The following is a 25138-nucleotide window of genomic DNA, read 5'->3' as shown; positions in this document are numbered from 1 at the left end:
CTGGCGCGCCTCGATCAACCGTTTCGCCGAAGCCATGACCCTGTTTTCGGTGTCGATCGCCGGGATCTTTCCGATCATCCACCTGGGACGGCCGCAATATTTCTACTGGCTCGCGCCCTATCCCAACACCATGACCCTCTGGCCGCAATGGCGCAGCGCGCTGGTGTGGGATTTCTGGGCGATCCTGTCCTATCTGCTGTTTTCGATCCTGTTCTGGTTCGTCGGCCTGATCCCCGACGCGGCGGCGATCCGCGATCAGGCAGGCCCCGGATTCAAGCGGCGCTTCTTCGGGATTCTGGCGCTGGGCTGGCGCGGATCGGCGCATCACTGGACAATCCACAAGACGCTGCAGACCACCCTTGCGGCGCTGGCCGTGCCGCTGGTCTGTTCCGTCCATTCCATCGTCGGCCTCGACTTCGCCGCGAGCCTCATGCCCGGCTGGCAGGAGACGATCTTTCCGCCCTATTTCGTCGTCGGCGCCATGTATTCCGGCTTCGCCATGGTCGTCATCCTCGCGGCGCTGATCCGCTGGGGCCTCGACCTGCAGGATTACGTCACCATGCGACATTTCGAGGCCATGGCGCTGATCATGCTCATGGCCTCGCTGGTGATGGGAGCGAGCTATGCGACGGAATGGTTCACGGCCTGGTATGGCGGCGAACAGGCGGAGCGCAGCCTCGTCGCTTTCGAATTCACCGGCTATTATCGATGGCTGTTCTGGCTGCTGCTGCTGTTCAATGTCGCGCTGCCACAAATCCTGTGGTGGCCTCGCGCGCGGCGCAGCCTGGGGCTGATCGCGCTTGTCGCCATCGGCGTCAATATCGGCATGTGGTTCGAGCGCATACTGATCCTGTGGAATACGCTCGGCCATGACTTCCTGCCCAGCATGCGGGAAGTCTTCATCCCCACGCTCACCGACTGGAGCCTGCTGATCGGCCCGCTTGGGGCCTTCGCCTTTCTGTTCCTGCTTTCCGCGCGGACGTTTCCGGTGGTCTCGATCTACGAGGTCCGCGAACTGGCGCTTGAACAAAGGAGCGAGCCGCCAATGAAAGGGTCGCCATGACAGCGGTCCGGGCCGAGTTCGCCTCAGTGGAGGCGATCCTCGCCGGCGCGCGGCGGGCGCATCAGCAAGGCTTCGCCCTGCGCGACGCTTTTACGCCCGCACCGCTCCCCGAGTTGTCCGAGCTCGTCGGCGCGACCGCCCGAGGCGTGCGCGTCCCAATGGCGCTGGCGGGATTGGGCGTCGCGATCGGCGCTTTCGCTCTCGAGAGCGCTTCGGCGATTTTCGCCTACCCGTTCAATTCCGGCGGCCGCCCCTTGTTCTCCTGGCCGGTTTTCCTGCTCATGCCGTTTGAAGTCGGAGTGCTGGCCGCCGCGATCGCGGGCTTTATCGCCTTTCTGGTCCGCTGTGGCTTTCCTCGGCTGCATCATCCGTTCTTCGATGTCCCAGGCTCGGAACGCGCCACGCAGGACCGGTATTTTCTGATCGTCGACACGCCCGACGGGGAAAAGGCCGAGGATCTGAAATCGCTGCTGCGCGACTCGCAAGCCTTGAGCTTCGTCGAGGCGGAGCCATGAGGCGCCTGTCCAGCTCTCGCTCCGCCGCAACGGTCGTTCTGGTCCTGCTGGCCGGCTGTTCAGACCAGTCGATGACCGTGCAGCCGAAATACACGACCTATCGCCCGAGTTCGTTGTGGCGCGATGGAGCCTCGGCGCGCCCGCTCCCCGATCATACGGTGGCGCGCGGCGATCTTTTACGCGACGAGGCCGCCGCCACCCCGCCGCCGGTCGACGCCGCGCTGCTGGCGCGCGGGCGCGAACGCTTCGATATCTATTGCTCTCCCTGCCATGGGCTTGGCGGCCACGGCGACGGCATGGCGGTGCAGCGCGGATTTCCGCCGCCTCCCAACTTCGACAGTCCCAGACTGCGCGCCGCCCCCGCCCGGCATTTCTTCGATGTCGTCACCCATGGCTATGGCGTGATGTATTCCTACGCCGCACGCGTCGAGCCGCAGGATCGCTGGGCCATCGTCGCCTATATCCGCGCGCTGCAGGCCAGCGCCGCTACGCCGCTCGCCGAGGCGCCCGAGGCAAGGGAGGAGCTGCCGTGAAAAAGCTGCTCGTTCTTGGCGTCATCGGTGTTCTCGGCCTTGTCGTCGCGGGGCTTTTCGCGCCTTCCGCCGTCCTGCGCGGCTGGCTGATCGGCTTCGCCAGCATCGGGGCGGTTCCGCTCGGGTGCCTCGCCTGGCTCGCCATTCACGGCCTCACAGGCGGGCGCTGGGGAGTTGTCGCGCAACCTGCCTTGATCTGCGGCGCGTCGGCCCTGCCGCTTTTGATCCTGCTGCTTGCGCCTTTGCTGTTGGCCGCGCGTTTTCTCTATCCCTGGGCGAGCCATGGCGACGCCGCGGGACCGGGCGTCACGGCGCTTTATCTCAACGCGCCCTCCGTCGCGCTGCGCGGTCTGGTCCTGCTCGGCGGCCTGTCGTTTTTCGTCTTCCGCTTGTCCGTTCGCCCCGATGGCGCCGCGATGAGGCGGATCGCGGCCGCCCTCTGCCTCGTGCTTTATGGCGTCGGCATGGACCTATCGGCCTTCGACTGGGTTCTTTCCCTTGATCCGCGTTTCACGTCCTCGGCCTTCGGCATGCAGATCATTGTGGAGCAATTGATGGCCGGCTTGTGCTTCGCCATCCTGATGACCAAAGCGCCGTCCGCGGACCTGGCCTGGCGCGATTTCGCCGCGCTGCTGCTGGCCTGCGTTCTCGGCGAAACCTATCTCGTGCTGATGAGCCTGATCGTCGACTGGTACGGCGACCTGCCCGAACAGGCGCTCTGGTATTTGCGGCGCACCGAGAACGGCTGGCGTTTTCTTGAAGCTTTGGGACTGGTCGTCGGATCGATCGCGCCGCTCACCGCCCTGCTGTTCGACCGCGTGCGGCGCAGCCCGAAGCTATTGCGCAGAGTCGCGGTCGCGGTGCTCGCGGGCGCGCTGATCGAAAACGTCTGGCTGATCGCGCCGGGCGAGCAAGCGGCGGCGACGCTCTTGGCCGGCCTGGCCGCGACCCTGGTGAGCGCAAGCTTGCTGGCGGCCTTCGCCTCGCATCGTGTCGCGGCGAGCGGCTTTGCACAGTCCCACCCAGCAGGGAGGCTGACGGATGGCGCCTGACAGCGAAAAGGCCGGCCGGGAGCGATCGCGGGAGACGCCGGACGTCGACGTTCGCAAGACGCTGCTCTTCGTCTTCGTCTTCCTCGCCTTCGCCCTCGCGCTTTTCGCGGCGCTGCGGATCTATTACCGCGTCGTCACCAGAAACGATCGCGTCGAAACCTTGCAAGCTTTTCCCGCGCCTCGCCTGCAGCCCAATCCGGCCCAGGATTACGTCGACTTTCACGCCGCGCAGATGAAACAGCTCGCGGGCTACGCCTGGGTCGACAGGAGCAAGGCGCTGGTCCACCTTCCGATCGAAAGGGCCATGGCGCTGATCGCCGCTCGCGGGCCCAGGGCATACGATCCCCTGGAGGGTTCGCCCCCGCCAGAGACCCCGGCGCCGATCGGCGACGCCCGCGCGAAACTCCCGCCGGGAGCCGCGCCTTACGGGGAAGTGCGATGAGCGGCCGAGTGTCTTCCTCCCAGCTCCGCAAAAACGCCTTGGCGTTTCTGCTCCTTGCGCTTGCCCTGACCGGCGCCCGCGACGCTGCGGCGTTGACACGAGCGCAGCTCGACGCCGTCGCCGCGCCGCCGACCGCGGACGCCTTTGTCCCTCTCGATCTTGTCCTGAAGCGACCGGGGGGCGCCGAGACGCCGCTTGGCGCAGCGCTAGGCGGACGCCCCACTTTATTGATGCTGGCCGATTATCGCTGCACGCAACTTTGCGGCTCGATCCTGGGCATTGCCGCCCGTGCGCTGGCGCAAACCGGGCTTCGCCCCGGCGCCGATTTCAATCTGTTGATCGTCGGTTTCAACCCGGAAGCGCAGCCCGCAGACGCGGCGGCAATGCGGCGGGAGCAGATCGCGCTCTACCCTGATCTGGAAGCCGAGGCCCGCTTTCTGGAGGGCGAGCGGGAAGCGGTCGAACGGCTGGAAAATTCGGTCGGGTTCACCGCGATCCGCGATCAGGCCGCAGGCCGTTTCGCCCATCCGGCGGATCTTTACGTCCTGACGCCGCAGGGCCGCGTTTCCGCCGTGCTGAACGGATTGTCGCTCGACCCTTCGCAATTACGTCTCGCCCTGGCGCGAGCGGGCGAGAGTCGCGTCGGATGGGTGGTCGATCGGTTTCGCCTGATTTGCTATGGGCTCGATCCGCAATCGGGAACTCATAATGCGCTAGCCATGACGATGCTGCGTTGCGGTGTTTTCATCCTGTTCGGCACAGCGTTTTTCCTCGCGCTGGCGCTGCATCGGGCTCGGGCGGGGAGGCGATGGTGATGAGCTTTCCGCTGTTTCCCGTTCAGGCCTCGACCCAGGCCATGCGCACCGACCATATTTTCTTCTGGCTGGTTTTCATTTCCGGCATGATCGTCGTGCTGGTTTTCGGACTGATTTTCACCTTCAGTTTTCGTTACCGGAACGGTTCTTCCGCGCAACGCGGCGAATTGCCCGAATGGGTCAGCCACGATTTCGAAATAGGCTGGACGACTGCGACGTTCTTTCTGTTCCTATTCGTCGCCTGGTGGACGGCGGCCAGCAGTCTGGGCGCGCTCACCCCGAGCAAGAGCGGCCTGCAGATCCACGTCGTCGCCAAGCAATGGATGTGGAAGACGCAGCATCCCAACGGCGCGCGGGAAATCAATGCGCTGCACGTCCCCATTGGCGAACCGGTGACGCTGTTGATGACGTCGCAGGATGTCATCCATTCGTTTTTCGCGCCGCAGTTCCGCATCAAGAAGGACGTCTTGCCGGGACGCTATACCGATGCCTGGTTTCAGGCGACCACGACCGGAACCTTCCATCTTTTCTGCACACAGCTCTGCGGGACGGAACACGCGCGCATGATCGGCGATATCGTCGCCATGACGCCGGGCGATTACGCGAGATGGAGCGCCGCCCAGCCGCAGGCCGACGACGTTGCCTCAATCGGCGCGAGCCTGTTCCGCTCGCTGGGGTGTTCCGGCTGTCATGCGGAAAATTCGGCCGTTCATGCGCCGCCGCTCGCCGGACTTTACGGCCGGCCCGTGCGGTTGAGCGACGGACGAACGGTGACAGCGGATGACGCCTATCTGCGCGATTCCATTCTGCGACCCGGAAGCGACATCGTCGACGGCTACGAGAACATCATGCCAAGTTTTGCCGGCCTGATCGGCGACGACGAAATTTTCGCCCTGACGGCCTATATCCGCTCGCTTGCCGATCATCCGAAGGAGAGCGGCCGATGACCGACGCCGTCGCCGCTGCTGCGAAAAACTACCTCAATGAGGAGACCACCCTCGGCTCCTGGCTGGTCACCACCGACCATAAGAGGATCGCTATCCTCTTCGCCATCGCGATCACGATCTTCTTCATGATTGGCGGCATCGCGATCGGCCTCGTGCGGCTCGAATTGCTGAATCCGCGCGGCGCCTTCCTGTCCGACGACGCCTACAACAAGCTTTTCACCTTGCATGGCGTCATCATGGTCTGGTTCTTCCTGATCCCGTCCATTCCCAATACGCTCGGCAATTTCCTCGTGCCCTTGATGATCGGCGCGCCGGACATGGCCTTTCCCCGGCTCAATCTCGCCAGCTGGTATCTCAACGTCATTGGCGGCTGCTTCGCCCTGGCCGCGCTGATCGCCGGCGGCGTCGACACGGGCTGGACCTTTTACACGCCGCTGTCGACCTCTTTCAGCGAAGGCAACGTTGCGCTCGCGGCCATCGGCGTTTTCATCGCCGGCTTCTCGTCCATCGCCTCCGGCGTGAATTTCATCGCAACCGTCCATATGTTGCGCGTAAAAGGCATGACGTGGTTCCGGCTGCCGCTGTTCGTCTGGGCGATCTACGCCACCAGCGTGATCTTCGTGCTGGCCACGCCGGTGCTGGCGACGACCTTGCTTTTGATGACGGCGGAGCGGGTGTTTCACCTGCCGGTGTTCGACCCCGACCATGGCGGCGATCCCTTGCTGTTCCAGCACCTGTTCTGGTTCTACAGCCATCCCGCCGTCTACATCATGGTGCTGCCCGGCATGGGCGTCGTCACCGAGATCGTCGCCTGCTTCGCGCGGCGCCGCGTGTTCGGCTACGCCTTCATGGTCTATGCGCTGGTGGCGATAGCCGGGGTCGGCTTTTTCGTCTGGGGCCACCACATGTTTGTCTCCGGGCAATCGCCGCTGGCGAGCCTGGTGTTTTCATTTTTGTCTTTCGTCGTCGCGGTTCCCTCGGCGATCAAGGTGTTCAACTGGACGGCGACGCTTTATCGCGGCCAGATCAGTTTTGAAGCGCCCATGCTTTACGCCCTGGGCTTTATCGGCCTGTTCACCATCGGCGGCCTGACAGGATTGTTCCTGGCCTCGATACCGGTGGATATTCATGTCCACGACACTTATTTCGTGGTCGCGCATTTTCATTACATCATGGTGGGCGGCGCGGTATCGGCCTTCTTCGGCGGGCTCCATTTCTGGTGGCCGAAGATCACGGGCAAGCTTTATTCCGAAGCCTGGGCGCGCTTTGCCGCCCTACTGATGTTCTTCGGCTTCAACTTCACGTTTTTTCCGCAATTCATCATGGGCTATAACGGCATGCCCCGGCGCTATCATGCCTATCCGCCGGAATTCCAGGTCTATCATGTGATGTCGACGATCGGCGCGTCGGTCCTGGCCGCCGCCTATCTGCTGCCGCCGATCTATCTGTGCTGGTCCCTCTTCGCCGGCAAGAAAGCCGGAGACAATCCCTGGGGCGCCGCCGGCCTCGAATGGCAAACGACGTCGCCGCCGCCCAAGCACAATTTCGACCATTCGCCTGATGTCCCGAACCAGCCTTACGATTATCATCCGGGTGGCCAGGCCCCGCAAGCCGATCGACGTTCGCCGCGCCGCGCCGGGCAGACGCAAGAGACGCCGGGAGCCGCGACATGAGCGATTCGTCTGCGGCGCTTCGCGAACCATCGCCCGCGCTTCGCGAACCTTGGGAGGCGCTGACCGATCAGAAGGAAGCGTCGGTCTTTGCAATCTGGATCTTCCTCGCCAGCGAACTGCTGTTCTTCGGCGCCCTGTTTCTCGTCTACGCGTTCCTGCGAACCCTGCACCCGCAAGCTTTCGCGCTCGCCGCGGGCAAAACCAACCTCACCTTCGGCACGGTGAACACGGGCCTGCTCCTGACCAGCGGCCTGACCATGGCGCTGGCGTCGAACGCCGTGCAATCCGGCGCCTCGCGCCTGACAAGCCTGTTTCTCGGCCTGACAGCGGGGCTGGGCCTCGCCTTCGTGGCGGTCAAGGGGATGGAATATCACGACGACATTCGTCAATCGCTGGTTCCGGGCCCCGGTTTCGCCTTGCCGCCCGCGGCGCAATTGTTCTTTTCATTTTACTGGATTTCGACATCGATTCATCTGGTCCATCTCCTGATCGGCATCGCGCTGGTCTCGCGACTCGCTGTCGATAGCGCGCGAAAAACCCTGCCGTTGGCCTCGCCGCAATTCGAAGTCGTGGCGCTCTACTGGGCGCTGGTCGATGCCGTCTGGGTCGTGCTTTACGCCTTGCTTTATCTTGGAGGGCGTTGGTGAATCCGCAGCTCATAAGCTGGCGGCAGAGCCTGGCGGTCTGGGTCGCGTTGATGCTCCTGCTCGTCCTCTCCGTGGCGCTGTCCCAAGCGCGGCCTGGCGGCTGGAGCCTTTTCGCCAATATCGCCATCGCCGCCTTGCAGGTCGGCCTGATCGGCATGTTTTTCATGAAGCTGCGGCGCAGCGGCGCGCTGATCCTCCTGACCTGCGCGGCCGCGTTGCTCTTTCTCGCGGTGATGTTCTCGCTGACGTTCAACGATCTCTTCAGCCGTGTTTGACGGGGAACCCCAATGCCGCTGCATCTCTCCTGGCAGGACGTCGCGTTGCGCCTCGCACTCACGGTGATCGCGGCGGGGCTTATTGGCGTCAACCGCAGCATTCGAGGGCGCGCTGCGGGCCTGCGGACCATGGTGCTTATCGGCCTCGCTTCGGCGGTCGCCATGATCCAGGCCAATCTGCTGCTGCCGCTCGCCGGAAAGACCGGCGCATCCTTCGCCGTCATGGATTTGATGCGGCTGCCTTTGGGCATCCTCACCGGGGTGGGCTTCATCGGCGGCGGCGTCATCCTCAAACGCGGCGATCTTGTCACCGGCGTCACCACCGCCGCTGCGCTGTGGCTGATGTCGGTGATCGGCCTCTGCTTTGGCGGCGGTCAGCTCGGGCTTGGAATAGCCGCGACCGCGCTTGCCGCCGCGACGCTGTGGATCATGAAAGATCTGGAGAACAGGCTGCCGCGCGAACAGAGAGCGGTTCTGACCGTGATTGCCGACCCGCGATCATCGACCGATATCGGCGCCCTCGCGCCCAGCGGCTGCCGTGCGCGGCTCATCAAACAGACGAGGTTCGCCGATGCAAACGACCCGCGCGCCAAGATCGAATACGAAATCCTGTGGCGAAGCTCGCAAAACCATTACCCCGATGAACTGCTGCATTTGTTCGCGCAAACGACCTGCATGATTTCGCTCGAGCTCGTTCGGGAGCCGGACTGACCGGAACCGTGATGACCCGGATCGTCTAAGGCGTCAGCCTCATCTTTTCCGATGCGACTTCCCTGTCCCGACGCGCAATGACGCGAAACTTGGGGCGATTTGATTGCTCCTGAGATGTCGGTCCGTCTCTTCCTTTGTTTATGGGACAGGAAAGTACGCGCAGCTTCGCCGCGCGGCAGGCGTTCTTGCCCATTTGCTCAATCCGCGCATGGAAGCCGCTGATCCTCGGCGCGATTTCGCTGCGGAAACGCGAGCCGTTGAACATCCCATAATGGCCGACGTCGACCTGCAGATGATGGGCGCGCATCGATTCCGGGATGTTGGCGCAAAGCCTTTGCGCGGATCGTGTCTGTCCGATCCCCGAAATGTCGTCCTTGCCGCCTTCGACGGTCATCAGGCCGACGCGCCGAATGGCGGCCGGATCGACTTTCGCGGCGCGGTGCCTCATTTCGCCCCGCGGCAGGGCATGGCGATGAAAGACCGTGTCGATGGTCTGGAGAAAGAACTCCGCGCTCAGGTCCATAACCGCGAGATATTCGTCATAGAAATCGCGATGCTTCTCCGCCGCCTCGCCGTCGCCCTCCACGAGATGATTGAACATCTTCACATGGGCCGCGATGTGTCGGTCGAAGTTCATCGCCAGAAAGCCCGACAATTGCAGGAAGCCTGGATAGACTGCTCGACCCATGCCCGGATAGGGGAACGGCGCGACATGGATGCAGTGCCGGCGAAACCAGTCCAGCCCATGATCTTCAGCGAATTCATTCACCGCGGTGCGTCCGCGCCTGGTGTCGATCGGGCCGCCGATGAGCGTCATCGACGCGGGAACGTGGCGATTGCCCTCCGCTTCCATGCGCGCCACGGCCGCGAGCACGGGAACGGAGGGCTGGCAGACAGCGAGGACATGGAACGGCGATCCGTCGGCCTCACTCAAGAACTCGCACATCTCAATGACGTAATCGATGTAGTCGTCGAGGTCGAATCCCCCCGCCGCGCGCGGAACGAGGCGCGCATCGGTCCAGTCCGTGATCAGGACGTCATGCGTCGGCAAAAACGCCTCGACCGTGCCGCGAAGCAACGTCGCGTGGTGCCCGGACATGGGCGCGACGATCAGAAGCCTCGGTTGAGGCTGGACGGTCGCTACAAAATCGCGTTTGAAATGCAGCAGATTGCAAAAGGGTCGGCGCCAGACGATCTCCTCGGCGACGCTCACCCCTTGGCCGTCGATCATGGTGGCGTCGAGGCCGAACGCCGGCTTGCCGTAGCGCCGCGTCAACCGGCCGAATAATTCGGCGGAGGCCGCGAGATTGCGGCCAATCCGGGAATAGGCCAGCGGATTGACCGGGTTTCCGAAAGTCATCCTGGCCAGGTCGGAGCACAAGTTCGCCGGCGAAAGCGCCAGACGACTCATTTCCAGGACATGATAAGAAAGGGCATTCATGACAAAACCTCGCACACTGAGCGCGCGAGACGCCACCCGCGCCATTTGCCCAGCAAATCGATGTCACCGTTCTGATTAAAAACGGCATAAACACTTTACTCGGCATGAAACTCGAACAAGCCGCCGACGCTCATACGCATTGCGAATAGGCTTTTCCGACTCTCGAAGCCTATATTTCCGCTTTGCAGGCAAACCATGCTGTTTTAGCACATGACGATGTTGATCGTTTTCAAGCAAACCCAACGCTTTTGTGATCGATTTGTTCCATCCCTCGTCAATGGAACGAGCTGTCGGTGAAACAGGCCGAGCAGGCGGATCGTGCCGCTGACGTTGGTGTCGACCACGCGTTGCGCTTCTTCGATGTCCTGATCGAGAAAGCCATTGCCCAGTCCGCGCCTGGCATTGGCGCGAAAATCTCGATCGGCCGATCACCCCATTTGGCTTGGCTGTAGAGGTTCTCCACGCCTTCCCTGGTTGAAAGATCCGCCTCTACCGCCTCGACCTTGGCGCCAAGCATGAAGCCGTCGTAAAGATGCAAATCCGAGCCGCAAATAGCGCAACTCGTCACTTTGACGATGGCGTCGCGCGAGTGCTCGATCGAGGGATCCGGAACCGTATCGCAGCGAATATCATTTTTTCCGTGATAGCAAAGAGTCCGCATTGTTCCGTCTCCGTCCCCTATGATGGGTTGCATCGCCAAAAAACACAATAAAATCGCCTTTCGTTCCTATTTATTTGAAATAGAAATCGATATGTTTCCGCCATTTGCGACTGCCTTACACTTATAACCTCGCTGATTTTTGTGGATTGAAAGCCACGCTTGATCGGGCAAGCAATGTCTTGACGTATCGCAGCTCGCTCAATTTTGGTGCGTTGTTCTCCGATTACACGGGGACTTCGGGCCGCCTCCAGGGACTACCCGGAATTCCTCTTTCGCATGAGATCGCGCCTTGCACTGGAAAACCGATTTGTCATTGGCGCCTTTCTGCACGCGCTGCGGTTTTATCCGGCGAGCGGTCTCGGGATCGAATGGAAACGTAACAACCGGCGGCCATAAAGCCGGTTCCCGCGACGACGTGGAGGCGAAAGTGCTGGATTGCATTGTGATAGGCGGGGGACCCGCCGGTTTGACGGCGGGACTTTATCTCGCGCGTTTCAACCGGGCTTTCGTCATTGTCGACGCGGGGGCGCCGAGGGCGGCGGCGATCCCCAAGAGCCACAATATTCCCGTGTTTCCGCACGGCGTTTCCGGCGCCGATCTGCTCGACCGCCAGCGAGTGACTTTGCGGCGCTACGCCGATCGATGCCTCGTCCAGGGCCGCATCGTCGCTCTCTCGCGCTGTGGAGAGGGTTTTCGCGCGCAAATGCTCGGGGGAAGAAATTTTGACGCACAGCGCGTCATTCTCGCGACCGGGGCCCAGGACGTCGAGATCGCACTTCCGGGCGTGAACGATGCCGTGCGGCGGGGGATCGTTCGCTATTGCCCGATCTGCGACGGCTACGAGGTGTCCGGAAAAAAAATCGGCGTGATCACGCACGACGTCCATGGCCTGTCGGAGGCCTCGTTCATCGCCCGGACTTACCGGGCGGAAGTGACCGTGCTGACGCTCGGCGGACCGCTCAAAGCCAGTGACGAGGAACTGGAGCGCGCGCAAAGCCAGGGTGTCAAGATCCAGAGCGCGCCGCTCCTGATGCTGGACATCGGAAGCGATGGCGGCGCGGCGCTGGAATTTGCGTCGGGCGCCTTGCGTCTGGACGTTTTGTATTCGGCGCTCGGTCTTGAACCGCGCGCCGAACTTGCTGTTGGTTTGGGCGCGGCCCAGGACGAAAGCGGCGCGTTGAAGACAGACAAGCATCAGCAGACCTCCATTGAAGGTCTTTACGCCGTGGGCGGAGTGGCGGAGGGACTGGATCAGATCGTCATCGCCATGGGCCACGCCGCCATCGCCGCTACCCATATCCACAACCACTGCGCAGAAATCTGGAAGGAATGAATTAAAAGCCAACTCGGCGGCAATATCCGTCGTGTCCGAAAATAAGCATATAAATCCGGAACTTGCCGGGGATAGCGACGTTGGGACGTTTCCTGTCGAAGCCGGAGGATGCGAAGATGTTCCTGCATAAAGCGATCCCAATACATGAGGTCAAGGTTGAAAACCGGGACCCTGTTTTTGCAGAAAAGCTACTGGAGCAATATGGCGGGGCGACAGGTGAGCTTTCCGCCGCTTTGACTTATCTGACGCAATCCTATCACACCGAAAACGCCGGCATCCGCGATATGCTGCAGGACATCGCGACCGAGGAATTCAGCCATCTCGAGGTGATCGCCTTGCTGATCGAACAGCATACCGAGCGCGCCTCCAAGAACCTGCAGGACAAAGCCTATCAGAGCACGCTTTTCGCCATTCGCGGGCCGGGGCCTCATCTCGTCGATTCCAAGGGATCGACCTGGGATTCGCGCTATGTCAACGAGGGCGGCAATGTCGTTCGCGACCTGCGCGCCAATATCGCGGCCGAAGCCGGCGCTCTCAACACTTACGAACAATTGATCGCCATGACCACGGACGACGGCACCCGCCAGGCCTTGGTGCATCTCGCCACCCGCGAGGTCGCCCACACCCATATGTTCATGGAGGCGCTGCGCTCGATGGATGCGTTCGAGAAGCCGCAATTCGGCGATTTGACGCCCGATGGAACGGTCGACCTGTTTTTCCATCTTCATTCCGGAAACGGCGCCGACACAAGGGGGCCATGGAACAGCGAACCTGAATTCCGCTATGTCGCCGATCCGCTGCGCGAGATCGAGCAGAGACGCGGATCGCATTGAGGCTCCGATTTCCCTGGCGGCCGCTCCCGTGCGGCCGCCAATGTTTCTTGGCGCCTCGCGTCCAAAATTTTTCGCCTCGTCAGTGATCCGTCGAGGGGTATCTGAATTCAGGCGCCGCCTTGAGCTCGTCCTTGTCCGTGTCCATTTCGGCGCGCCATTTTCTATCGTCGGCGTTATAGGTGAGAGTGATCGCGGTGGGCTGCACCGCCACGTAACGTTCGCCGACGCCGAGAAATCCTCCGACACCGATGATGTAGGCTTTGATGTTGCCGTTTTCGAACGCGATGTCTTTTATCGCGCCAATATCCTCGTTGGCAGGGTTGTAGACATTTACGCCGATCGCGCGCGAAATCAGCGCGTCGCGGGAAGAGACCTCAGCGAATTTGCCGTCGGCTGGCGCATTCTGGCTGCGACGAGCGCCACTTGCGCTGTCGGCTTTCATTTGCTGCATTTGCTGTGGCGGCGGCGCCCCGCCAGCGTCGTTTTCTGGCGGCGCTTTTTGCGGCGCCGCCTGATAGGGGGCCGGCGTCTGTGCGAGCGTCGCAGACGAAACGACCATCGCCGCGGCCACACACGCATAAGCTGCTTTTCTCATTGGACGCTCCATCACCTGCCCGTCGGAGCTTGAGGCCGAGCTTTTTCGCTCACGAATTCAAGGGCGAAACCTCGGGACCTGTGAACTTACCGCCGCGAATTTCGTTCCTCGCATCGACATCGCGGCCAAGGGGACCAATTCGTGGCGACCGAACTTGCCTCTGCCTTAGCTGAATCGCGGGATGACGCAGAAGCGGCCGGACTTCGCTATGTCAGCGACCAACGCCCTGGATCACGCGCTCCAGGCGAGGCGACGCGTTCGTCTATTATCGCGCAGACGGCGCGCCCTTGACCGACGGGCGGCGTCTTTCGCGCATAAAAGCTCTGGTGATTCCGCCCGCCTGGACAGATGTCTGGATCTGCCCCTCCGCCAATGGCCATCTTCAGGCGACCGGGCGCGACTCCAGGGGAAGGAAGCAATATCGCTATCACGCTGATTTTCGCGGCATGCGCGACATGGCCAAGTTCGAACATATCATGCATTTTGCGCAGGTCCTCCCGACCATCCGCGACACGGTCGCCCTGCATCTGGGGCTTCGCGGCATGACGCGCGAAAAAGTGCTGGCGACCGTCGTTCATCTCCTGGAGACGACGCTCATCAGGATTGGCAATGATGATTACGCCAGCCAAAACAACAGCTTCGGCCTGACCACCTTGCGCAATGGCCACGCCCGGGTGGAAGGGGCGGAGATACGTTTCCAGTTTCGCGGCAAGAGCGGCAAGGAATGGTCGTTGTCGCTGAAAAATCGCCGCGTCGCCAGGATCATTCGATCCTGCCAGGAGTTGCCGGGACAGGAATTGCTGCAATACAAGGACGAGAATGGCGAGCCTCACGCCATCGACTCGAGCGACGTCAACGATTATCTGCGCCAAATTTCTGGAGCCGATATTTCGACCAAGGATTTTCGCACCTGGGCGGGGACGGTCATGGCTGCGGCCGCGCTCAGCGAATGCGCGATTTTCGATAGCGCTACGCAGGCCAGGCGCAACATAAAGGCGGCTATCCAGAAAGTTTCCCAGCGGCTCGGCAATACGCCCGCCGTCTGCCGCAAATGTTATATTCATCCTGACATTCTCACCAGCTACGCGTCAGGACATTTGATCCGCGGCCTGACCGCGGCGCGGAAATCAAAAATCTGCGCCGAACTCGATAAGCTGCAAGCAGACGAAGCAACGGTGATGGCGTTCCTCGCCGCATGCCGCTGAGACGAAATTCAAACATCATTAACCTTGTTATTGCATAAATGGCCGCGTGCAGCTTTTGCACAATCACGCGCTCTGGCGGCAGTCGCCGATTGCACCGCAGGCGCGGCGCTGTTGCGGACGAAATGGATGGTCGGCGGGATGCAAGCAGTGATACTCGCCGGCGGCCTGGGCGCCCGTCTCAGCGAAGAAACCACCGTACGCCCCAAGCCCCTCGTCGAAATCGGGGGTCGGCCAATTCTGTGGCACATCATGAAAATCTATGCCGCCCACGGCATCAAGGATTTCATCATCTGCCTGGGTTACAAAGGCCACCTGATCAAGGAGTTTTTCGCGAGCTATGCGCTGTATCTTTCCGACGTCACTTTCGATCTTGGCGCCGGATCGGTCACCACGCATCGACACGAAGCGGAGGACTGGCGGGTCACGCTGATCGACACCGGCGATGCGACAATGACCGGAGGCAGATTGGCGCGCGTGCAGAAATACATTTCGGGCGAGTTGTTTTGCTTGACTTATGGCGACGGCGTTTCAGACCTCGACATCAAGGCGTCGATCGAATTTCATCGAAAGCATGGACGCAAAGCCACGGTCGCCGCCGTCTATCCGCCAAGGCGCTTCGGCGTGCTGGAAATGGACGGAGAACATGTGACCGGCTTTCGTGAAAAGCCCAAAGGCGAAGGCGGCTTCATCAACGGCGGCTTCTTCGTCCTGTCGCGGGACGTCGCCGGCTATATCAAGGGCGATGAGACCGTCTGGGAAGAGGAGCCGTTGCAGGCCTTGGCCAGGGAAGGCCAGTTGCAGGCGTTCCGACACGAAGGTTTTTTCCAGCCGATGGACACTTTACGCGACCGGAATTACCTCGAGCAGTTGTGGTCGTCCGGCGCCGCGCCCTGGAAGTGCTGGTGATGGCCGATTTCTGGGCGGGACGCCGCGTACTCGTCACCGGGCAAACAGGTTTCAAAGGCGCGTGGCTATCGTTCTGGCTGGCGGAAATGGGTGCGGAAGTGTCGGGCCTCGCCCTGGCGCCGGCAACCACGCCCAATCTGCACGACATATTGGCGCTTCCGCAACGCGGGCGCTTCGTGCAGGCCGATATCAACGACCGCGCGGCGCTGGACGCCCTGATCGAAAGCGCTCGTCCGGAAGTGGTCTTCCATCTGGCGGCCCAGGCGCTGGTGCGTCGCTCCTACGCCTCTCCGGTCGAGACATTCGCCGCGAACGTCCTGGGAACCGTCTCGCTGCTGGACGCCGTCCGCCATTGTCCGACAACCAGGGCGGTCGTGGTCGTCACCAGCGACAAGGCCTACGAGAACCTGAACGGACCCTGGGGCCATCGCGAAACCGATCCCCTTGGCGGCCATGATCCCTACAGCGCCAGCAAGGGTTGCGCAGAGATCGCGGTCAGCTCCATGCGTCGCGCGTTCTTCGGGCGCGGCGGACATCCCGCCCGCATCGCTACGGCCCGGGCGGGCAATGTGATAGGCGGCGGGGACTGGGCGGAGGATCGGCTGGCGCCTGACGTCGTGCGCGGCTGCCTCGGCCCGGAGGGGCTGGCGCGCCTGAGGAACCCCGGCGCCGTTCGGCCCTGGCAACATGTGCTCGAACCGCTCGGCGCCTATCTCTTGCTGGCCGAGCGTCTATGCGAGGTTCCGGAGGGCGTCGACGAGGCCTGGAACATCGGCCCGGACGCCCGCGAAAGTCGGCCGGTTTTCCGGGTCGCAGAAGCCCTTGTCGCCGCTCTGGGCCGTGGGCGCATCGAAGCGACGCCGGAGGCCGACGCCCCGCACGAGGCCCATTTGCTGACGCTGGATTGCGCCAAGGTCCGCGCCCGGCTGGGCTGGAAGCCGCGTCTCGACTTTGCGGCCACGATCGCGATGACGGCCTCCTGGTATTCGGCATGGGCGCGGGGCGAAGACATGGTTTCGCTGACCAGAGCGCAAATCGCCGCATTCGAGGCGGCCGCAGGGTGAGTGGAAGGAACGCGCGAACGTAAGATAAGTGTGCGGACAAACCTATTAATGCTGGCTGTCGCGACCGAATCGATAGATCGTTTGTCAGGTCTTGAGGGCGCCCACGGTCTGAACCGTCGGAGAGTTTTTGTCGATGCAGATCAACGATGATGCGGGCGCCGATGAATTGCGCGAAGCGATAATGGCGCTCGTCGGTCGCTATCACGAGATTGCGCACAAAAAAAAACTGGCGTTCACGCCGGGCGTGGATTCAGTGCCCGTGTCCGGACGAGTCTATGACGGCAGCGACATGCAGATGCTCGTCGATTCGGCGCTCGATTTTTGGCTGACCACCGGACGCTTCAACGATGCATTCGAACAGCGTCTCGCCAAGAAGATCGGGATCAAGCACAGCCTGACGGTCAATTCTGGTTCGTCGGCCAATCTCGTCGCGCTTTCCGCGCTCACCTCGCCCAAGCTCAAAGCGCGTCGTTTGCAGCCAGGCGACGAGGTCATCACCTGCGCCACCGGTTTTCCGACCACGGTGAACCCGGCCCTTCTGTGGAACCTGGTTCCGGTTTTCGTCGATGTCGATATCCCGACCTACAATATAGACGTCTCGGCGCTTGAGGCCGCAATCACGCCTAAAACGAAAGCGGTCATGGTCGCCCATACGCTCGGCAACCCTTTCGATGTCCTTGCGGTCAAAGCGCTTTGCGAGCGGCACGACTTGTTCCTGATCGAGGATTGCTGCGACGCGTTGGGCGCCAGCGTCGGCGGCCGTCATGTCGGCACATTCGGGGATGTCGGCACGCTGAGCTTCTATCCCGCCCATCACATCACAATGGGCGAAGGCGGCGCCGTTTTCACCAACAACAACATGCTCGACAAGGCGATGGAGTCGTTTCGTGACTGGGGACGCGACTGCTATTGCGCGCCGGGTCGCGACAATACCTGCGGCAAGCGCTTTAACTGGAGACTCGGCGATCTTCCCAAAGGTTTCGATCACAAATACATATACTCCCATTTGGGTTTCAACCTCAAGATCACGGATATGCAGGCGGCCGTGGGACTGGCGCAGATGGATCACCTGGATGGGTTCATCAAAGCTCGACGGCGCAATTTCGATGCGTTGAAGACCGGGTTGAAGCGTCTTGAATCCTTCTTCATCTTGCCAGAGGCCACGCCGGGAACCGAGCCCAGCTGGTTCGGTTTTCCCCTGACCGTTCGCGCGGACGCGCCTTTCAGCCGCGATGAACTCATCCTTCATCTCAACGAGTTGAAAATCGGAACCCGACTTCTCTTCGGGGGCAATCTGGTCCGCCAGCCCTACATGAACGGCCGCAATTTCAGGATCAGCGGATCGCTCAGGAACGCGGACGCTATTGTCGATCGGACCTTCTGGATCGGGGTTTACCCAGGGATCGCGGCGGAGCAGATCGATTTTGTACTTGCCACATTCGAGGATTTTTGCAGCGCGCCCCGGAAGGTGGCGACCGCGAGATGACGGCTGGAATCGATCGCCTCATTGCTTCGCCCTCCATGGAACGCTGCGTTTCCGCGCGCCGGCGCGTCATTTCGATGTCGTATCATGCGCAATCCGCGCATTTAGGCTCTTCGCTCAGCTGCATCGAAATTCTCGAAGCGGTGTTTGCGGCTTCCAATCTTCGCTCCGAAACAGCGCGCGACAGGGATCGGGATCGTATCGTCTTTTCGAAGGGCCACGGGGCCATGGCCTATTATGCGACACTGGAACAATACGGCCTCGTCGGTCCGGCGCAGCTCGACGCCTATCTGCAGGATGGCACATCGTTGTGGGGCCATGTCAGCCTCACCGGGAATGTTCCAGCCATCGACGCAAGCAGCGGCTCGCTCGGTCATGGTCTCTCCATGGCGGCAGGTTTCGCGCTCGGCCACCGTCTCAAGAAGCGCGATCGCCTTCGCGTCTTCTGCATATTATCCGATGGCGAATGCGACGAAGGACAGACGTGGGAGGCGGCAATGTTTGCTGGCTCGCGCAAGCTTGATCGCCTGACCGCAATCGTGGACTATAATCACATTCAGTCCCTCGCGGCGACGAAGGACGTCATGGATCTCGAGCCTTTCGCACACAAATGGCGGAGCTTCGGTTGGGAGCCGGTCGAAATCGACGGTCATGACCTTGAGGCGCTCTCGGACGCCCTGGCCCTCGCGCCGATGGGCAGGCCGCGCCTCATTCTCGCGCACACGGTCAAGGGGAAGGGACTCCCGCATATAGAAAACACGATCGCGTCCCATTACAAGCCGGCGCAAGCCGCCGATCTTGAGCGACTCTGATGCGCAACCGCATTATTCAGCTCATAAAGCTGCAAGCGGCGAAAGACGACAACATCGTTTTTCTCACTGGCGACCTTGGCTTTTCGGTTGTCGAGCCGCTGATGGACGCTCTGGGCGAGCGCTTCGTCAACGCCGGCGTGGCCGAAGCCAACATGATCGGCCTCGCCGCGGCGCTGGCCGCGAGCGGCTTCCATCCGTTCGCTTATTCGATCGCTCCTTTCATAACCAGCCGTTGCTACGAACAAATTCGCAACGATATCGCCTATCAGCGCCGCGCGGTCCGATTGATCGGCGTAGGCGCGGGCTTCTCCTATGGCGCGCTCGGGCCGTCCCATCACGCGCTGGAAGACGCGACCATCATGGCGTCGCTGCCGAACATGACCGTTGTCAATCCAGCCAATGTCGCCGAACTCGACCAGTGCTACAAGTTGGTGACCGAGGCGGAAAATCCCGCCTATATCCGCATCGCGCGCGAAAGCGGCTCGACGCGCGAGGTTCCGCCTTTCTCGATGGATCGTGGCGCCTATGTCGTTCGTGGCGGAGGCGATATGGCGCTTGTCACGAGTGGCGTCAGCGTCGCAGAATGTCTGCGGGCCTCGGATTTGCTCGCGCAAAGCGGGATCTTCGCATCGGTGATCAGCGTCCCGGTGCTGCAGCCTTTCCCCAAAACCGAACTATCGAAGTTGATTGGCGAACGTCCTGTTGCCTGCGTTTTCGAAGGCTATCGCGGCAATCCGCTCGCGACCGGGGTCATGGAAGTCTTGCTGGAGGCGCCAGCGCGACGCAGTTACCTAGGCCTGCACGCGCCGCATGCGTTTCCAGCCGTGGTTGGCGGAACCGAAGCGCTGCGCCAACGCGCCGGACTTGATGCGTCGTCGATCGCTCGAGCGGCGCTCGGTTTGTCGAGGCGGTTTTCCGCGGCTGCGGAAGGGTAATTGGGCGTCGGTTTGTTCGCCGCGGGGATAACAATTCCATCGGCGCCCAGGCTTTCAAAACTGACGGGTGGATTGCATGATCGATATGGCCCCTGACGGAGCGCTGTTGTCCGGACATCCAATCGTACGCGAGGATGTCATGCGCGTCATCGCGAGCGCTCTTCCGTGGGGCGAGCTCGAAGGACGCACCGTGCTGGTGACGGGCGCCAACGGCTTTCTGCCCGCCGCAATGGTCGAGGTTTTGCTCACGCTTGCGGCGCGAAAGGAGGGGCCGCGTCTTTCGGTTATCGCGCTGGCGCGCTCGCGCGCCAATGCCGAACGCCGATTTGGCGCCTATTTGGACGATCCCTCTCTGACCATTCACGTCGGCGACGTCACGCAACCCTACGATCCTGCGGGCCCGATCGACATCATCGTGCATGCCGCCAGCCAGGCGAGCCCCCTCTATTACGGCGCCGATCCCGTGGGAACCGCCGCGGCGAATGTTCTTGGCGCGTCGCTTCTGCTCGAACTCGCCAGGCGCAAGAATACGCAGCGTTTCCTGTATTTTTCCAGTTCGGAAGTTTATGGGACATTCGGCCAGCAACAAGCGGCGATCGGCGAAACATCCTTCGGAAGCCTTGATCCGGCAACGCCTCGCGCTTGTTACGCAGAGTCCAAGCGAATGGGCGAAACGCTCTGCGTCGCCTATCACCAACAATACGGCGTTCCCGCATTAATGGCGCGGCCTTTTCACACATATGGACCGGGAATGCGGTTGGACGACGGGCGAGTTTTTGCCGACTTCGTGCGTGACATCGTCATGCGCCAAAACATTTCCTTGAGCAGCGACGGCTCGGCGGAAAGGGCGTTCTGCTATCTCGCCGATGCCGTGGAGGCCTTCTTCACCGTGCTTTTCAAAGGTGACGCAGGCAAGGCGTACAATATTGGAAATTCTCGCGCCGTAATTTCGATCCGCCGCCTGGCGGAAACCTTGACCGGCCTTTACCCGGACCGGCGGCTCTCCGCCCGTTTTCAACCGCCGCAACATAGTTATATCCCAAGCTCCATAGGGCGATCCGCGCCCGATACGACGCGGCTCGAAGCGCTCGGATGGCGTCCCAGGACGACGATCGAAGAGGGATTTACGCGCACCATCGACGTTTATGAAGACGTTTTCCACGCAATGTTGCGAGGGGTAGCCTGATGATCGCTTCGGATACGCCTCTCGATTGGCGCCTTGCCTTCACCCGAGGGGAGGTGAGCAGGGACGAACTGTGGCGGCGCCTGCGCGATCGTCATTTGTTGATCGCCCAGCATTCGCAACTGCTCCAAGGCACGGGGATTTCAGAATTATTGATTGAAGCGACGGGTCTCGCGGTTCGTCTCAAAAATGGTTTGTCCTTCGCGCTTGATCCGGAGGCTGTGCGTGAAGCCGCCAATGTGATCCTTGCCCAGGGCGAATACGAGGCTTTCGAATCCAAACTGCTGCTGCGGCTCGCCAAAGGCGCCCGCACGATATTCGACATCGGCGCCAATATCGGCTGGCATGCGTTGCACCTTGCGCAGCAGGAGGACAAGGCGCGGGTGCTGGCGTTTGAGCCCGTGCCCTCGACTCACGCGCGGTTGCTCGTCAACCTTGCCCGCAATGAATCGGGAAGGCGCGTCGAGCCGGTCGCGACCGGGTTTTCGGACGCGCCCGGCGCCTTCGACATGTTTGTCCCGAACGCGTCGGGCTCTCCCGCGGCCTCGCTCAACGAACTGCATCCCCGCGAGGGCAGCCGAAAAGTGACCTGCCAGTTCACAACGCTCGACGCCTTTGCCGCAGAGCGGGGAATCGACGATCTCGATTTGATCAAATGCGATGTAGAGGGCGCGGAATTGCTCGTTTTGCGTGGCGGCGCGGCTGCAATCGCGCGTTGTCGGCCGATCGTGGTGATCGAGATTCTGCGCAAATGGTCGCACGCTTTTGGCTACCATCCCAACGACGTGATCGCTTACTTCTCGGCGCTCGGCTATGCATGCTACGGGATCGGCGAAGACGACCTCAACCCGATCGAATCCGTGACCGATACGACAGTGGAGACGAATTATGTCTTCCTCGATCCACAGCGGCATAGCCCTGCGGAAACCCTTGTCGCCGAGGCAAGGCATGAATATGGAAGCTAACTTGCCCCGTGTTGCCGATCTCTGGCGCTCTCGGCCCCTGCGATTCATCATCGTCGGCGCCATCAATACTTTATTCGGCTATGGTCTTTTCTTTATTTTCGTCGTATCGGGCATGTCGGCCGCGCTTGCGCTTGCCGCCGCGACGGTCGCGGGCGTGGTGTTCAACTATTTCACCATCGGCGCCGTCGTCTTCTCGCAAAGCAATCCCCGGCGATTTTGGCGCTTCGCGATGGTCTATTCTGTCATTTATGCGGCCAACGCAACTGCGCTCGAATGCCTTCGGACCCGCGGCGTCACGCCGATCGCGGCTCAAGCGGCGCTTCTGCCGGTCTTTGTCGGCCTCGCCTATGTTTTCAATCGCGCTTTGGTCTTTATGGGTGACGCGAAGGAGGGGCAGCCATGAAAACCATCTCGATCGTAACGCCTTGCTATAACGAAGAACTCAACGTCAAGGAGTGTCACGCCCGCGTGAAGGCGCTGTTCGAGAACGAGCTACAAAACTATCGCCGCGAGCACATTTTCGCCGACAATTGCTCCCAGGATTCGACGGCGGCGGCCCTTCGCAGCGTCGCGGCGGCGGATCCTTGCGTGAAAGTGATCCTCAACTCGCGCAATTTCGGCGCCTTTCGGTCGATCTTCAATGCGCTCCATTACGCCACCGGCGACGCCATCCTGGTCTATCTCCCGGCTGACCTGCAGGACCCGCCGGAATTGATCCCCGAAATGGTCCGCCACTGGGAAAACGGCATCGAAGTCGTGGCCGGCGAGCGCGTGAACCGTGAAGAAACCTGGGCGTTGCGCTCGGGCCGACGCGTTTTCTATCGCATCGTCAACGCGATTTCGGAATTCGATATTCCGGAAAACGTCGGAGAGTTTCAATTGATCGACCGCAAAGTATGGGAGGTCGTGATCTCTCATCATGACCAATATCCATTCATCCGCGGCATCATCGCCTCGGCCGGGTTCCGGCGACTGATCCTCCCTTACCAGATGCTCGCGCGCAAACGCGGAATTTCAAGCAACAATGCGCTGCGGCTCATCGACCAGGCGATGAACGGCATATTCTCATTCACCAACGCCCCCATGCGATTCAGCAGCTTCCTTGGTTTCGGCATTGCTTCGCTGGCGTTCGTCTATGCGATTTGCACCGTCGTGCTGGCGCTGTTGTTCCGCGGAGTCGCGCCGCGCGGGACAGAGACGATCATCGTCGCGCTGTTCTTCTTTTCCGGCGTGCAGTTGATGTTCATCGGCCTGTTGGGCGAATACATCACGGCGATTCATGCGCAAGTCCGGCGCGGGCCCATGGTAGTCGAGCGCGAGCGGATCAATATTCCATCGCCGCCTTCTTGTCGGCCAAACACGCTGAATGATGGCGGACCCTGTGCGAACCACGACACCACATTGGACGTTGATGCACTGAGCGACCCGGGAGATAGGTGACACAACGTACCGGACACATGGGTGACACTTCCCCTTTTCGGGGGAGGTGTCGATGCCGTGGAAGGAGTGTTCGGTTATGGATGAACGTCTTCGGTTTGTCGCCCGGCTGTTGGAGGGCGAGGCGATGAGCGACGTCTGCCGGGAGTTCGGCGTCTCGCGCAAGACCGGCTACAAAATCTTCGATCGCTACAAGCAGCAGGGGCCGGTCGCTTTAGCCGACCGCTCGCGCCGTCCGGTGCGCTACGCCAATCAATTGCCGCCTCAGATCAAAGGCCTGGTCGTGCGCAGCAAGCGCGAAAAGCCGCATTGGGGCGCGCGCAAAATCCGGGAACTGCTGGTTCGCAAGCTCGACGGCGAATATCGCATCCCCGCCAAAAGCACGATCCATGCCGTTTTATGCCGGCACGGACTGGTCAAGGCCCTCGGACGCCCCGCGGACACGCCGCCGGCACGCCCCTTTCGGCCGGAGAAGCGCCGAATGACCTCTGGTGCGTGGATTTCAAAGGAGAGTTCAGGCTTGGCGACGGCCGCTATTGCTATCCGCTCACCGTCACCGATCACGCCTCGCGCTTTCTGCTGCTTTGCGAGGCCCTGGAATCGACCCGCCAAGTCCCGGTCATCGAGGCTTTCGAGCGCCTTTTCCGCGAACGCGGCCTGCCCGGCTCCATCCGCTCCGACAACGGCCTTCCCTTCGCCAGCCCCAACGGCCTCTTCAATCTCTCCAAACTCTCCGTCTGGCGGCTGCGGCTCGGCGTCTCCATCGAACGCATCAAGCCCGGGCGCCCGCAACAGAACGGACGCCATGAGCGCATGCATCTGACCTCGAAGCAGGAGGCCACCCGGCCGCCCGGCATGAATTTCCCGCAGCAGCAGGCGCGTTTCGATGATTTTCTGGGCGAGTTCAATGGGCGAGAGGCCGCACGAGGCGCTCGACATGAAACGCCCCGCCGAGGTCTATGCGCCGTCCGCAAAGCCCTACGACGGCCTGCCGGACCTGACCTATCCGCTGCATGATCGCTACGTCCTCGTCACCGCCCGCGGACGTATCTGCATGCACAGAAAGGGCGTCAATATCTCGAGCGTGCTCGCCGGCCAGCGGCTCGGAATCAAGGAAGTCGACCAAGGCATTTGGCTCGTCAGCTTTATGAGCTACGATCTCGGCTTCATCGATCTGGAGCAGAAAATCTTGCAACCCCTCGACAACCCGTTCGGCCCGAGGTTGTCACCCATGTCTTAGGTACGTTCCGTTACCTATGTGTCCGGATCGGACAACAAAAAACTGGTGCGCTTGAGGGAGCCGCAAACTAAATTTAACTATCTGAATTACAACACAAAAAATAAATATGATTTTAAAGATACCCGCAATAATGCCCGCAATTTTCGCTGCTAGGGCCTTTGCGCTTTTGTTGCCGAGATCGACGACTAACGTCCGCAAGCCCTTCGAAGCTGCCGTCCGCCGGGCTATCCGCGTAGGTCTCAAGTTGACCGATGCTGTTGAAAAACTCGTTGCCTTAAGCGGAGCGGCGTGATTCCATTTTCGCGATTTGCGAGGGGATTCCGCCGATGATGGGACGCCAGTCCGCTGATCAGGCTCAATTCTTTTATGCGT

25 protein-coding genes and 2 pseudogenes are annotated in these 25138 nt (G+C 61.3%); 24 read left to right on the top strand and 3 right to left on the bottom strand.

Annotated features, from left to right (window positions below; all coding sequences use genetic code 11):
* The 11 genes from nrfD to ACLP2E_RS17615 form a co-directional block, all read left to right on the top strand.
* The coding region (gene nrfD / locus ACLP2E_RS17665) for an NrfD/PsrC family molybdoenzyme membrane anchor subunit (protein WP_442466686.1) at positions 1 to 1063 on the top strand (1063 nt) is incomplete at its 5' end.
* Positions 1060 to 1578, top strand: coding sequence for a DUF3341 domain-containing protein (locus tag ACLP2E_RS17660; RefSeq protein WP_442466685.1), 519 nt, complete (start codon positions 1060 to 1062; stop codon positions 1576 to 1578). The genes nrfD and ACLP2E_RS17660, both read left to right, overlap by 4 nt.
* Entirely contained in the window at positions 1575 to 2111 is a 537-nt protein-coding gene (locus tag ACLP2E_RS17655) for a c-type cytochrome (RefSeq protein ID WP_442466684.1), read from the top strand. Before ACLP2E_RS17660 ends, ACLP2E_RS17655 begins: the two co-directional genes overlap by 4 nt.
* Positions 2108 to 3163, top strand: a complete 1056-nt coding sequence (locus ACLP2E_RS17650; protein WP_442461675.1) for a hypothetical protein — start codon at positions 2108 to 2110, stop codon at positions 3161 to 3163. The genes ACLP2E_RS17655 and ACLP2E_RS17650 overlap by 4 nt, the downstream gene beginning before the upstream one ends.
* Positions 3153 to 3605 (top strand): hypothetical protein, encoded by a 453-nt coding sequence (locus ACLP2E_RS17645; RefSeq protein ID WP_442461674.1) that lies wholly within the window; start codon positions 3153 to 3155, stop codon positions 3603 to 3605. The genes ACLP2E_RS17650 and ACLP2E_RS17645 overlap by 11 nt, the downstream gene beginning before the upstream one ends.
* Positions 3602 to 4420, top strand: a complete 819-nt coding sequence (locus tag ACLP2E_RS17640) for an SCO family protein (protein WP_442466683.1) — start codon at positions 3602 to 3604, stop codon at positions 4418 to 4420. The genes ACLP2E_RS17645 and ACLP2E_RS17640 overlap by 4 nt, the downstream gene beginning before the upstream one ends.
* Positions 4420 to 5367, top strand: a complete 948-nt coding sequence (gene coxB / locus ACLP2E_RS17635; protein WP_442466682.1) for a cytochrome c oxidase subunit II — start codon at positions 4420 to 4422, stop codon at positions 5365 to 5367. Before ACLP2E_RS17640 ends, coxB begins: the two co-directional genes overlap by 1 nt.
* Positions 5364 to 7040 carry a cytochrome c oxidase subunit I gene (gene ctaD, locus ACLP2E_RS17630; RefSeq protein ID WP_442466681.1) on the top strand — a complete coding sequence of 559 codons (1677 nt, stop codon included), beginning with the start codon at positions 5364 to 5366 and terminating at the stop codon, positions 7038 to 7040. The genes coxB and ctaD overlap by 4 nt, the downstream gene beginning before the upstream one ends.
* On the top strand, positions 7037 to 7687 hold the full coding sequence (locus ACLP2E_RS17625; RefSeq protein ID WP_442461670.1) for a cytochrome c oxidase subunit 3: 651 nt from the start codon (positions 7037 to 7039) through the stop codon (positions 7685 to 7687). Before ctaD ends, ACLP2E_RS17625 begins: the two co-directional genes overlap by 4 nt.
* Positions 7684 to 7962: a cytochrome C oxidase subunit IV family protein gene (locus tag ACLP2E_RS17620; protein WP_442461669.1), complete on the top strand. Its 279-nt coding sequence runs from the start codon at positions 7684 to 7686 to the stop codon at positions 7960 to 7962. The genes ACLP2E_RS17625 and ACLP2E_RS17620 overlap by 4 nt, the downstream gene beginning before the upstream one ends.
* Positions 7963 to 7974: 12 nt before the next feature.
* Positions 7975 to 8673: an MgtC/SapB family protein gene (locus tag ACLP2E_RS17615; protein ID WP_442466680.1), complete on the top strand. Its 699-nt coding sequence runs from the start codon at positions 7975 to 7977 to the stop codon at positions 8671 to 8673.
* 25 nt (positions 8674 to 8698) lie between these two features.
* On the opposite strand, the gene ACLP2E_RS17610 is transcribed toward ACLP2E_RS17615, so the two are convergent.
* Positions 8699 to 10114, bottom strand: coding sequence for a polyhydroxyalkanoate depolymerase (locus ACLP2E_RS17610; protein ID WP_442466679.1), 1416 nt, complete (start codon positions 10112 to 10114; stop codon positions 8699 to 8701).
* Between the two features lie 510 nt (positions 10115 to 10624).
* Positions 10625 to 10775, bottom strand: a pseudogene (locus ACLP2E_RS17605) (glutathione-dependent formaldehyde dehydrogenase); the annotation flags it as partial.
* A gap of 427 nt (positions 10776 to 11202) precedes the next feature.
* On the opposite strand from ACLP2E_RS17605, the gene ACLP2E_RS17600 reads away from it, so the two are divergent.
* Both ACLP2E_RS17600 and ACLP2E_RS17595 read left to right on the top strand, forming a co-directional pair.
* Positions 11203 to 12108 carry an NAD(P)/FAD-dependent oxidoreductase gene (locus tag ACLP2E_RS17600; RefSeq protein WP_442466678.1) on the top strand — a complete coding sequence of 302 codons (906 nt, stop codon included), beginning with the start codon at positions 11203 to 11205 and terminating at the stop codon, positions 12106 to 12108.
* Between the two features lie 116 nt (positions 12109 to 12224).
* Entirely contained in the window at positions 12225 to 12941 is a 717-nt protein-coding gene (locus tag ACLP2E_RS17595; RefSeq protein ID WP_442461665.1) for a manganese catalase family protein, read from the top strand.
* 79 nt (positions 12942 to 13020) lie between these two features.
* On the opposite strand, the gene ACLP2E_RS17590 is transcribed toward ACLP2E_RS17595, so the two are convergent.
* Positions 13021 to 13536: a PRC-barrel domain-containing protein gene (locus ACLP2E_RS17590; protein ID WP_442466677.1), complete on the bottom strand. Its 516-nt coding sequence runs from the start codon at positions 13534 to 13536 to the stop codon at positions 13021 to 13023.
* Between the two features lie 287 nt (positions 13537 to 13823).
* Here ACLP2E_RS17590 and ACLP2E_RS17585 point away from each other — a divergent pair, with 287 nt between their 5' ends.
* From ACLP2E_RS17585 to ACLP2E_RS17535, 11 genes and pseudogenes are all read left to right on the top strand, one after another.
* Entirely contained in the window at positions 13824 to 14741 is a 918-nt protein-coding gene (locus ACLP2E_RS17585; protein ID WP_442466676.1) for a DNA topoisomerase IB, read from the top strand.
* Between the two features lie 138 nt (positions 14742 to 14879).
* The gene (gene rfbF, locus ACLP2E_RS17580; RefSeq protein ID WP_442461662.1) at positions 14880 to 15647 is read left to right on the top strand and encodes a glucose-1-phosphate cytidylyltransferase; all 768 of its coding nucleotides are present in this window, start codon (positions 14880 to 14882) and stop codon (positions 15645 to 15647) included.
* Positions 15611 to 16711, top strand: a complete 1101-nt coding sequence (gene rfbG, locus ACLP2E_RS17575) for a CDP-glucose 4,6-dehydratase (RefSeq protein WP_442461661.1) — start codon at positions 15611 to 15613, stop codon at positions 16709 to 16711. Before rfbF ends, rfbG begins: the two co-directional genes overlap by 37 nt.
* A 133-nt stretch (positions 16712 to 16844) precedes the next feature.
* On the top strand, positions 16845 to 18197 hold the full coding sequence (rfbH, locus tag ACLP2E_RS17570; protein ID WP_442461660.1) for a lipopolysaccharide biosynthesis protein RfbH: 1353 nt from the start codon (positions 16845 to 16847) through the stop codon (positions 18195 to 18197).
* Positions 18194 to 19006 carry a transketolase gene (locus ACLP2E_RS17565; RefSeq protein ID WP_442461659.1) on the top strand — a complete coding sequence of 271 codons (813 nt, stop codon included), beginning with the start codon at positions 18194 to 18196 and terminating at the stop codon, positions 19004 to 19006. Before rfbH ends, ACLP2E_RS17565 begins: the two co-directional genes overlap by 4 nt.
* Positions 19006 to 19941: a transketolase family protein gene (locus ACLP2E_RS17560; protein ID WP_442461658.1), complete on the top strand. Its 936-nt coding sequence runs from the start codon at positions 19006 to 19008 to the stop codon at positions 19939 to 19941. The genes ACLP2E_RS17565 and ACLP2E_RS17560 overlap by 1 nt, the downstream gene beginning before the upstream one ends.
* Positions 19942 to 20080: 139 nt before the next feature.
* Positions 20081 to 21127, top strand: a complete 1047-nt coding sequence (locus ACLP2E_RS17555; RefSeq protein ID WP_442461657.1) for an NAD-dependent epimerase/dehydratase family protein — start codon at positions 20081 to 20083, stop codon at positions 21125 to 21127.
* Positions 21127 to 22089 (top strand): FkbM family methyltransferase, encoded by a 963-nt coding sequence (locus ACLP2E_RS17550; protein ID WP_442466675.1) that lies wholly within the window; start codon positions 21127 to 21129, stop codon positions 22087 to 22089. Before ACLP2E_RS17555 ends, ACLP2E_RS17550 begins: the two co-directional genes overlap by 1 nt.
* Complete coding sequence (locus tag ACLP2E_RS17545; RefSeq protein WP_442461655.1) at positions 22073 to 22492, top strand: GtrA family protein; 420 nt, start codon at positions 22073 to 22075, stop codon at positions 22490 to 22492. The genes ACLP2E_RS17550 and ACLP2E_RS17545 overlap by 17 nt, the downstream gene beginning before the upstream one ends.
* Complete coding sequence (locus ACLP2E_RS17540; RefSeq protein ID WP_442461654.1) at positions 22489 to 23529, top strand: glycosyltransferase family 2 protein; 1041 nt, start codon at positions 22489 to 22491, stop codon at positions 23527 to 23529. Before ACLP2E_RS17545 ends, ACLP2E_RS17540 begins: the two co-directional genes overlap by 4 nt.
* 52 nt (positions 23530 to 23581) lie before the next feature.
* A pseudogene (locus ACLP2E_RS17535) lies at positions 23582 to 24766 on the top strand (integrase core domain-containing protein).
* Positions 24767 to 25138 lie beyond the last annotated feature (372 nt).

This window comes from Rhodoblastus sp., assembly GCF_052145335.1.
Taxonomy (GTDB): domain Bacteria; phylum Pseudomonadota; class Alphaproteobacteria; order Rhizobiales; family Beijerinckiaceae; genus Rhodoblastus.
The sequence above is the reverse complement of the archived record's forward strand: the minus strand, read 5'-3'. Positions and strand labels throughout refer to the sequence as shown.

What these genes read in the sequence shown, in the direction of transcription:
- ACLP2E_RS17595 (WP_442461665.1), top strand. Translation starts at nt 12,225, where the DNA reads ATGTTCCTGCATAAAGCGATCCCAATACATGAGGTCAAGGTTGAAAAC.
- ACLP2E_RS17545 (WP_442461655.1), top strand. Translation starts at nt 22,073, where the DNA reads ATGAATATGGAAGCTAACTTGCCCCGTGTTGCCGATCTCTGGCGCTCT.
- ACLP2E_RS17615 (WP_442466680.1), top strand. Translation starts at nt 7,975, where the DNA reads ATGCCGCTGCATCTCTCCTGGCAGGACGTCGCGTTGCGCCTCGCACTC.
- rfbH (WP_442461660.1), top strand. Translation starts at nt 16,845, where the DNA reads ATGCAGATCAACGATGATGCGGGCGCCGATGAATTGCGCGAAGCGATA.
- ACLP2E_RS17655 (WP_442466684.1), top strand. Translation starts at nt 1,575, where the DNA reads ATGAGGCGCCTGTCCAGCTCTCGCTCCGCCGCAACGGTCGTTCTGGTC.
- ACLP2E_RS17610 (WP_442466679.1), bottom strand. Translation starts at nt 10,114, where the DNA reads ATGAATGCCCTTTCTTATCATGTCCTGGAAATGAGTCGTCTGGCGCTT.
- ACLP2E_RS17640 (WP_442466683.1), top strand. Translation starts at nt 3,602, where the DNA reads ATGAGCGGCCGAGTGTCTTCCTCCCAGCTCCGCAAAAACGCCTTGGCG.
- coxB (WP_442466682.1), top strand. Translation starts at nt 4,420, where the DNA reads ATGAGCTTTCCGCTGTTTCCCGTTCAGGCCTCGACCCAGGCCATGCGC.
- ACLP2E_RS17660 (WP_442466685.1), top strand. Translation starts at nt 1,060, where the DNA reads ATGACAGCGGTCCGGGCCGAGTTCGCCTCAGTGGAGGCGATCCTCGCC.
- ACLP2E_RS17625 (WP_442461670.1), top strand. Translation starts at nt 7,037, where the DNA reads ATGAGCGATTCGTCTGCGGCGCTTCGCGAACCATCGCCCGCGCTTCGC.
- ACLP2E_RS17560 (WP_442461658.1), top strand. Translation starts at nt 19,006, where the DNA reads ATGCGCAACCGCATTATTCAGCTCATAAAGCTGCAAGCGGCGAAAGAC.
- ACLP2E_RS17540 (WP_442461654.1), top strand. Translation starts at nt 22,489, where the DNA reads ATGAAAACCATCTCGATCGTAACGCCTTGCTATAACGAAGAACTCAAC.
- ACLP2E_RS17555 (WP_442461657.1), top strand. Translation starts at nt 20,081, where the DNA reads ATGCGCGTCATCGCGAGCGCTCTTCCGTGGGGCGAGCTCGAAGGACGC.
- ACLP2E_RS17565 (WP_442461659.1), top strand. Translation starts at nt 18,194, where the DNA reads ATGACGGCTGGAATCGATCGCCTCATTGCTTCGCCCTCCATGGAACGC.
- ACLP2E_RS17645 (WP_442461674.1), top strand. Translation starts at nt 3,153, where the DNA reads ATGGCGCCTGACAGCGAAAAGGCCGGCCGGGAGCGATCGCGGGAGACG.
- ACLP2E_RS17550 (WP_442466675.1), top strand. Translation starts at nt 21,127, where the DNA reads ATGATCGCTTCGGATACGCCTCTCGATTGGCGCCTTGCCTTCACCCGA.
- rfbF (WP_442461662.1), top strand. Translation starts at nt 14,880, where the DNA reads ATGCAAGCAGTGATACTCGCCGGCGGCCTGGGCGCCCGTCTCAGCGAA.
- ctaD (WP_442466681.1), top strand. Translation starts at nt 5,364, where the DNA reads ATGACCGACGCCGTCGCCGCTGCTGCGAAAAACTACCTCAATGAGGAG.
- ACLP2E_RS17590 (WP_442466677.1), bottom strand. Translation starts at nt 13,536, where the DNA reads ATGAGAAAAGCAGCTTATGCGTGTGTGGCCGCGGCGATGGTCGTTTCG.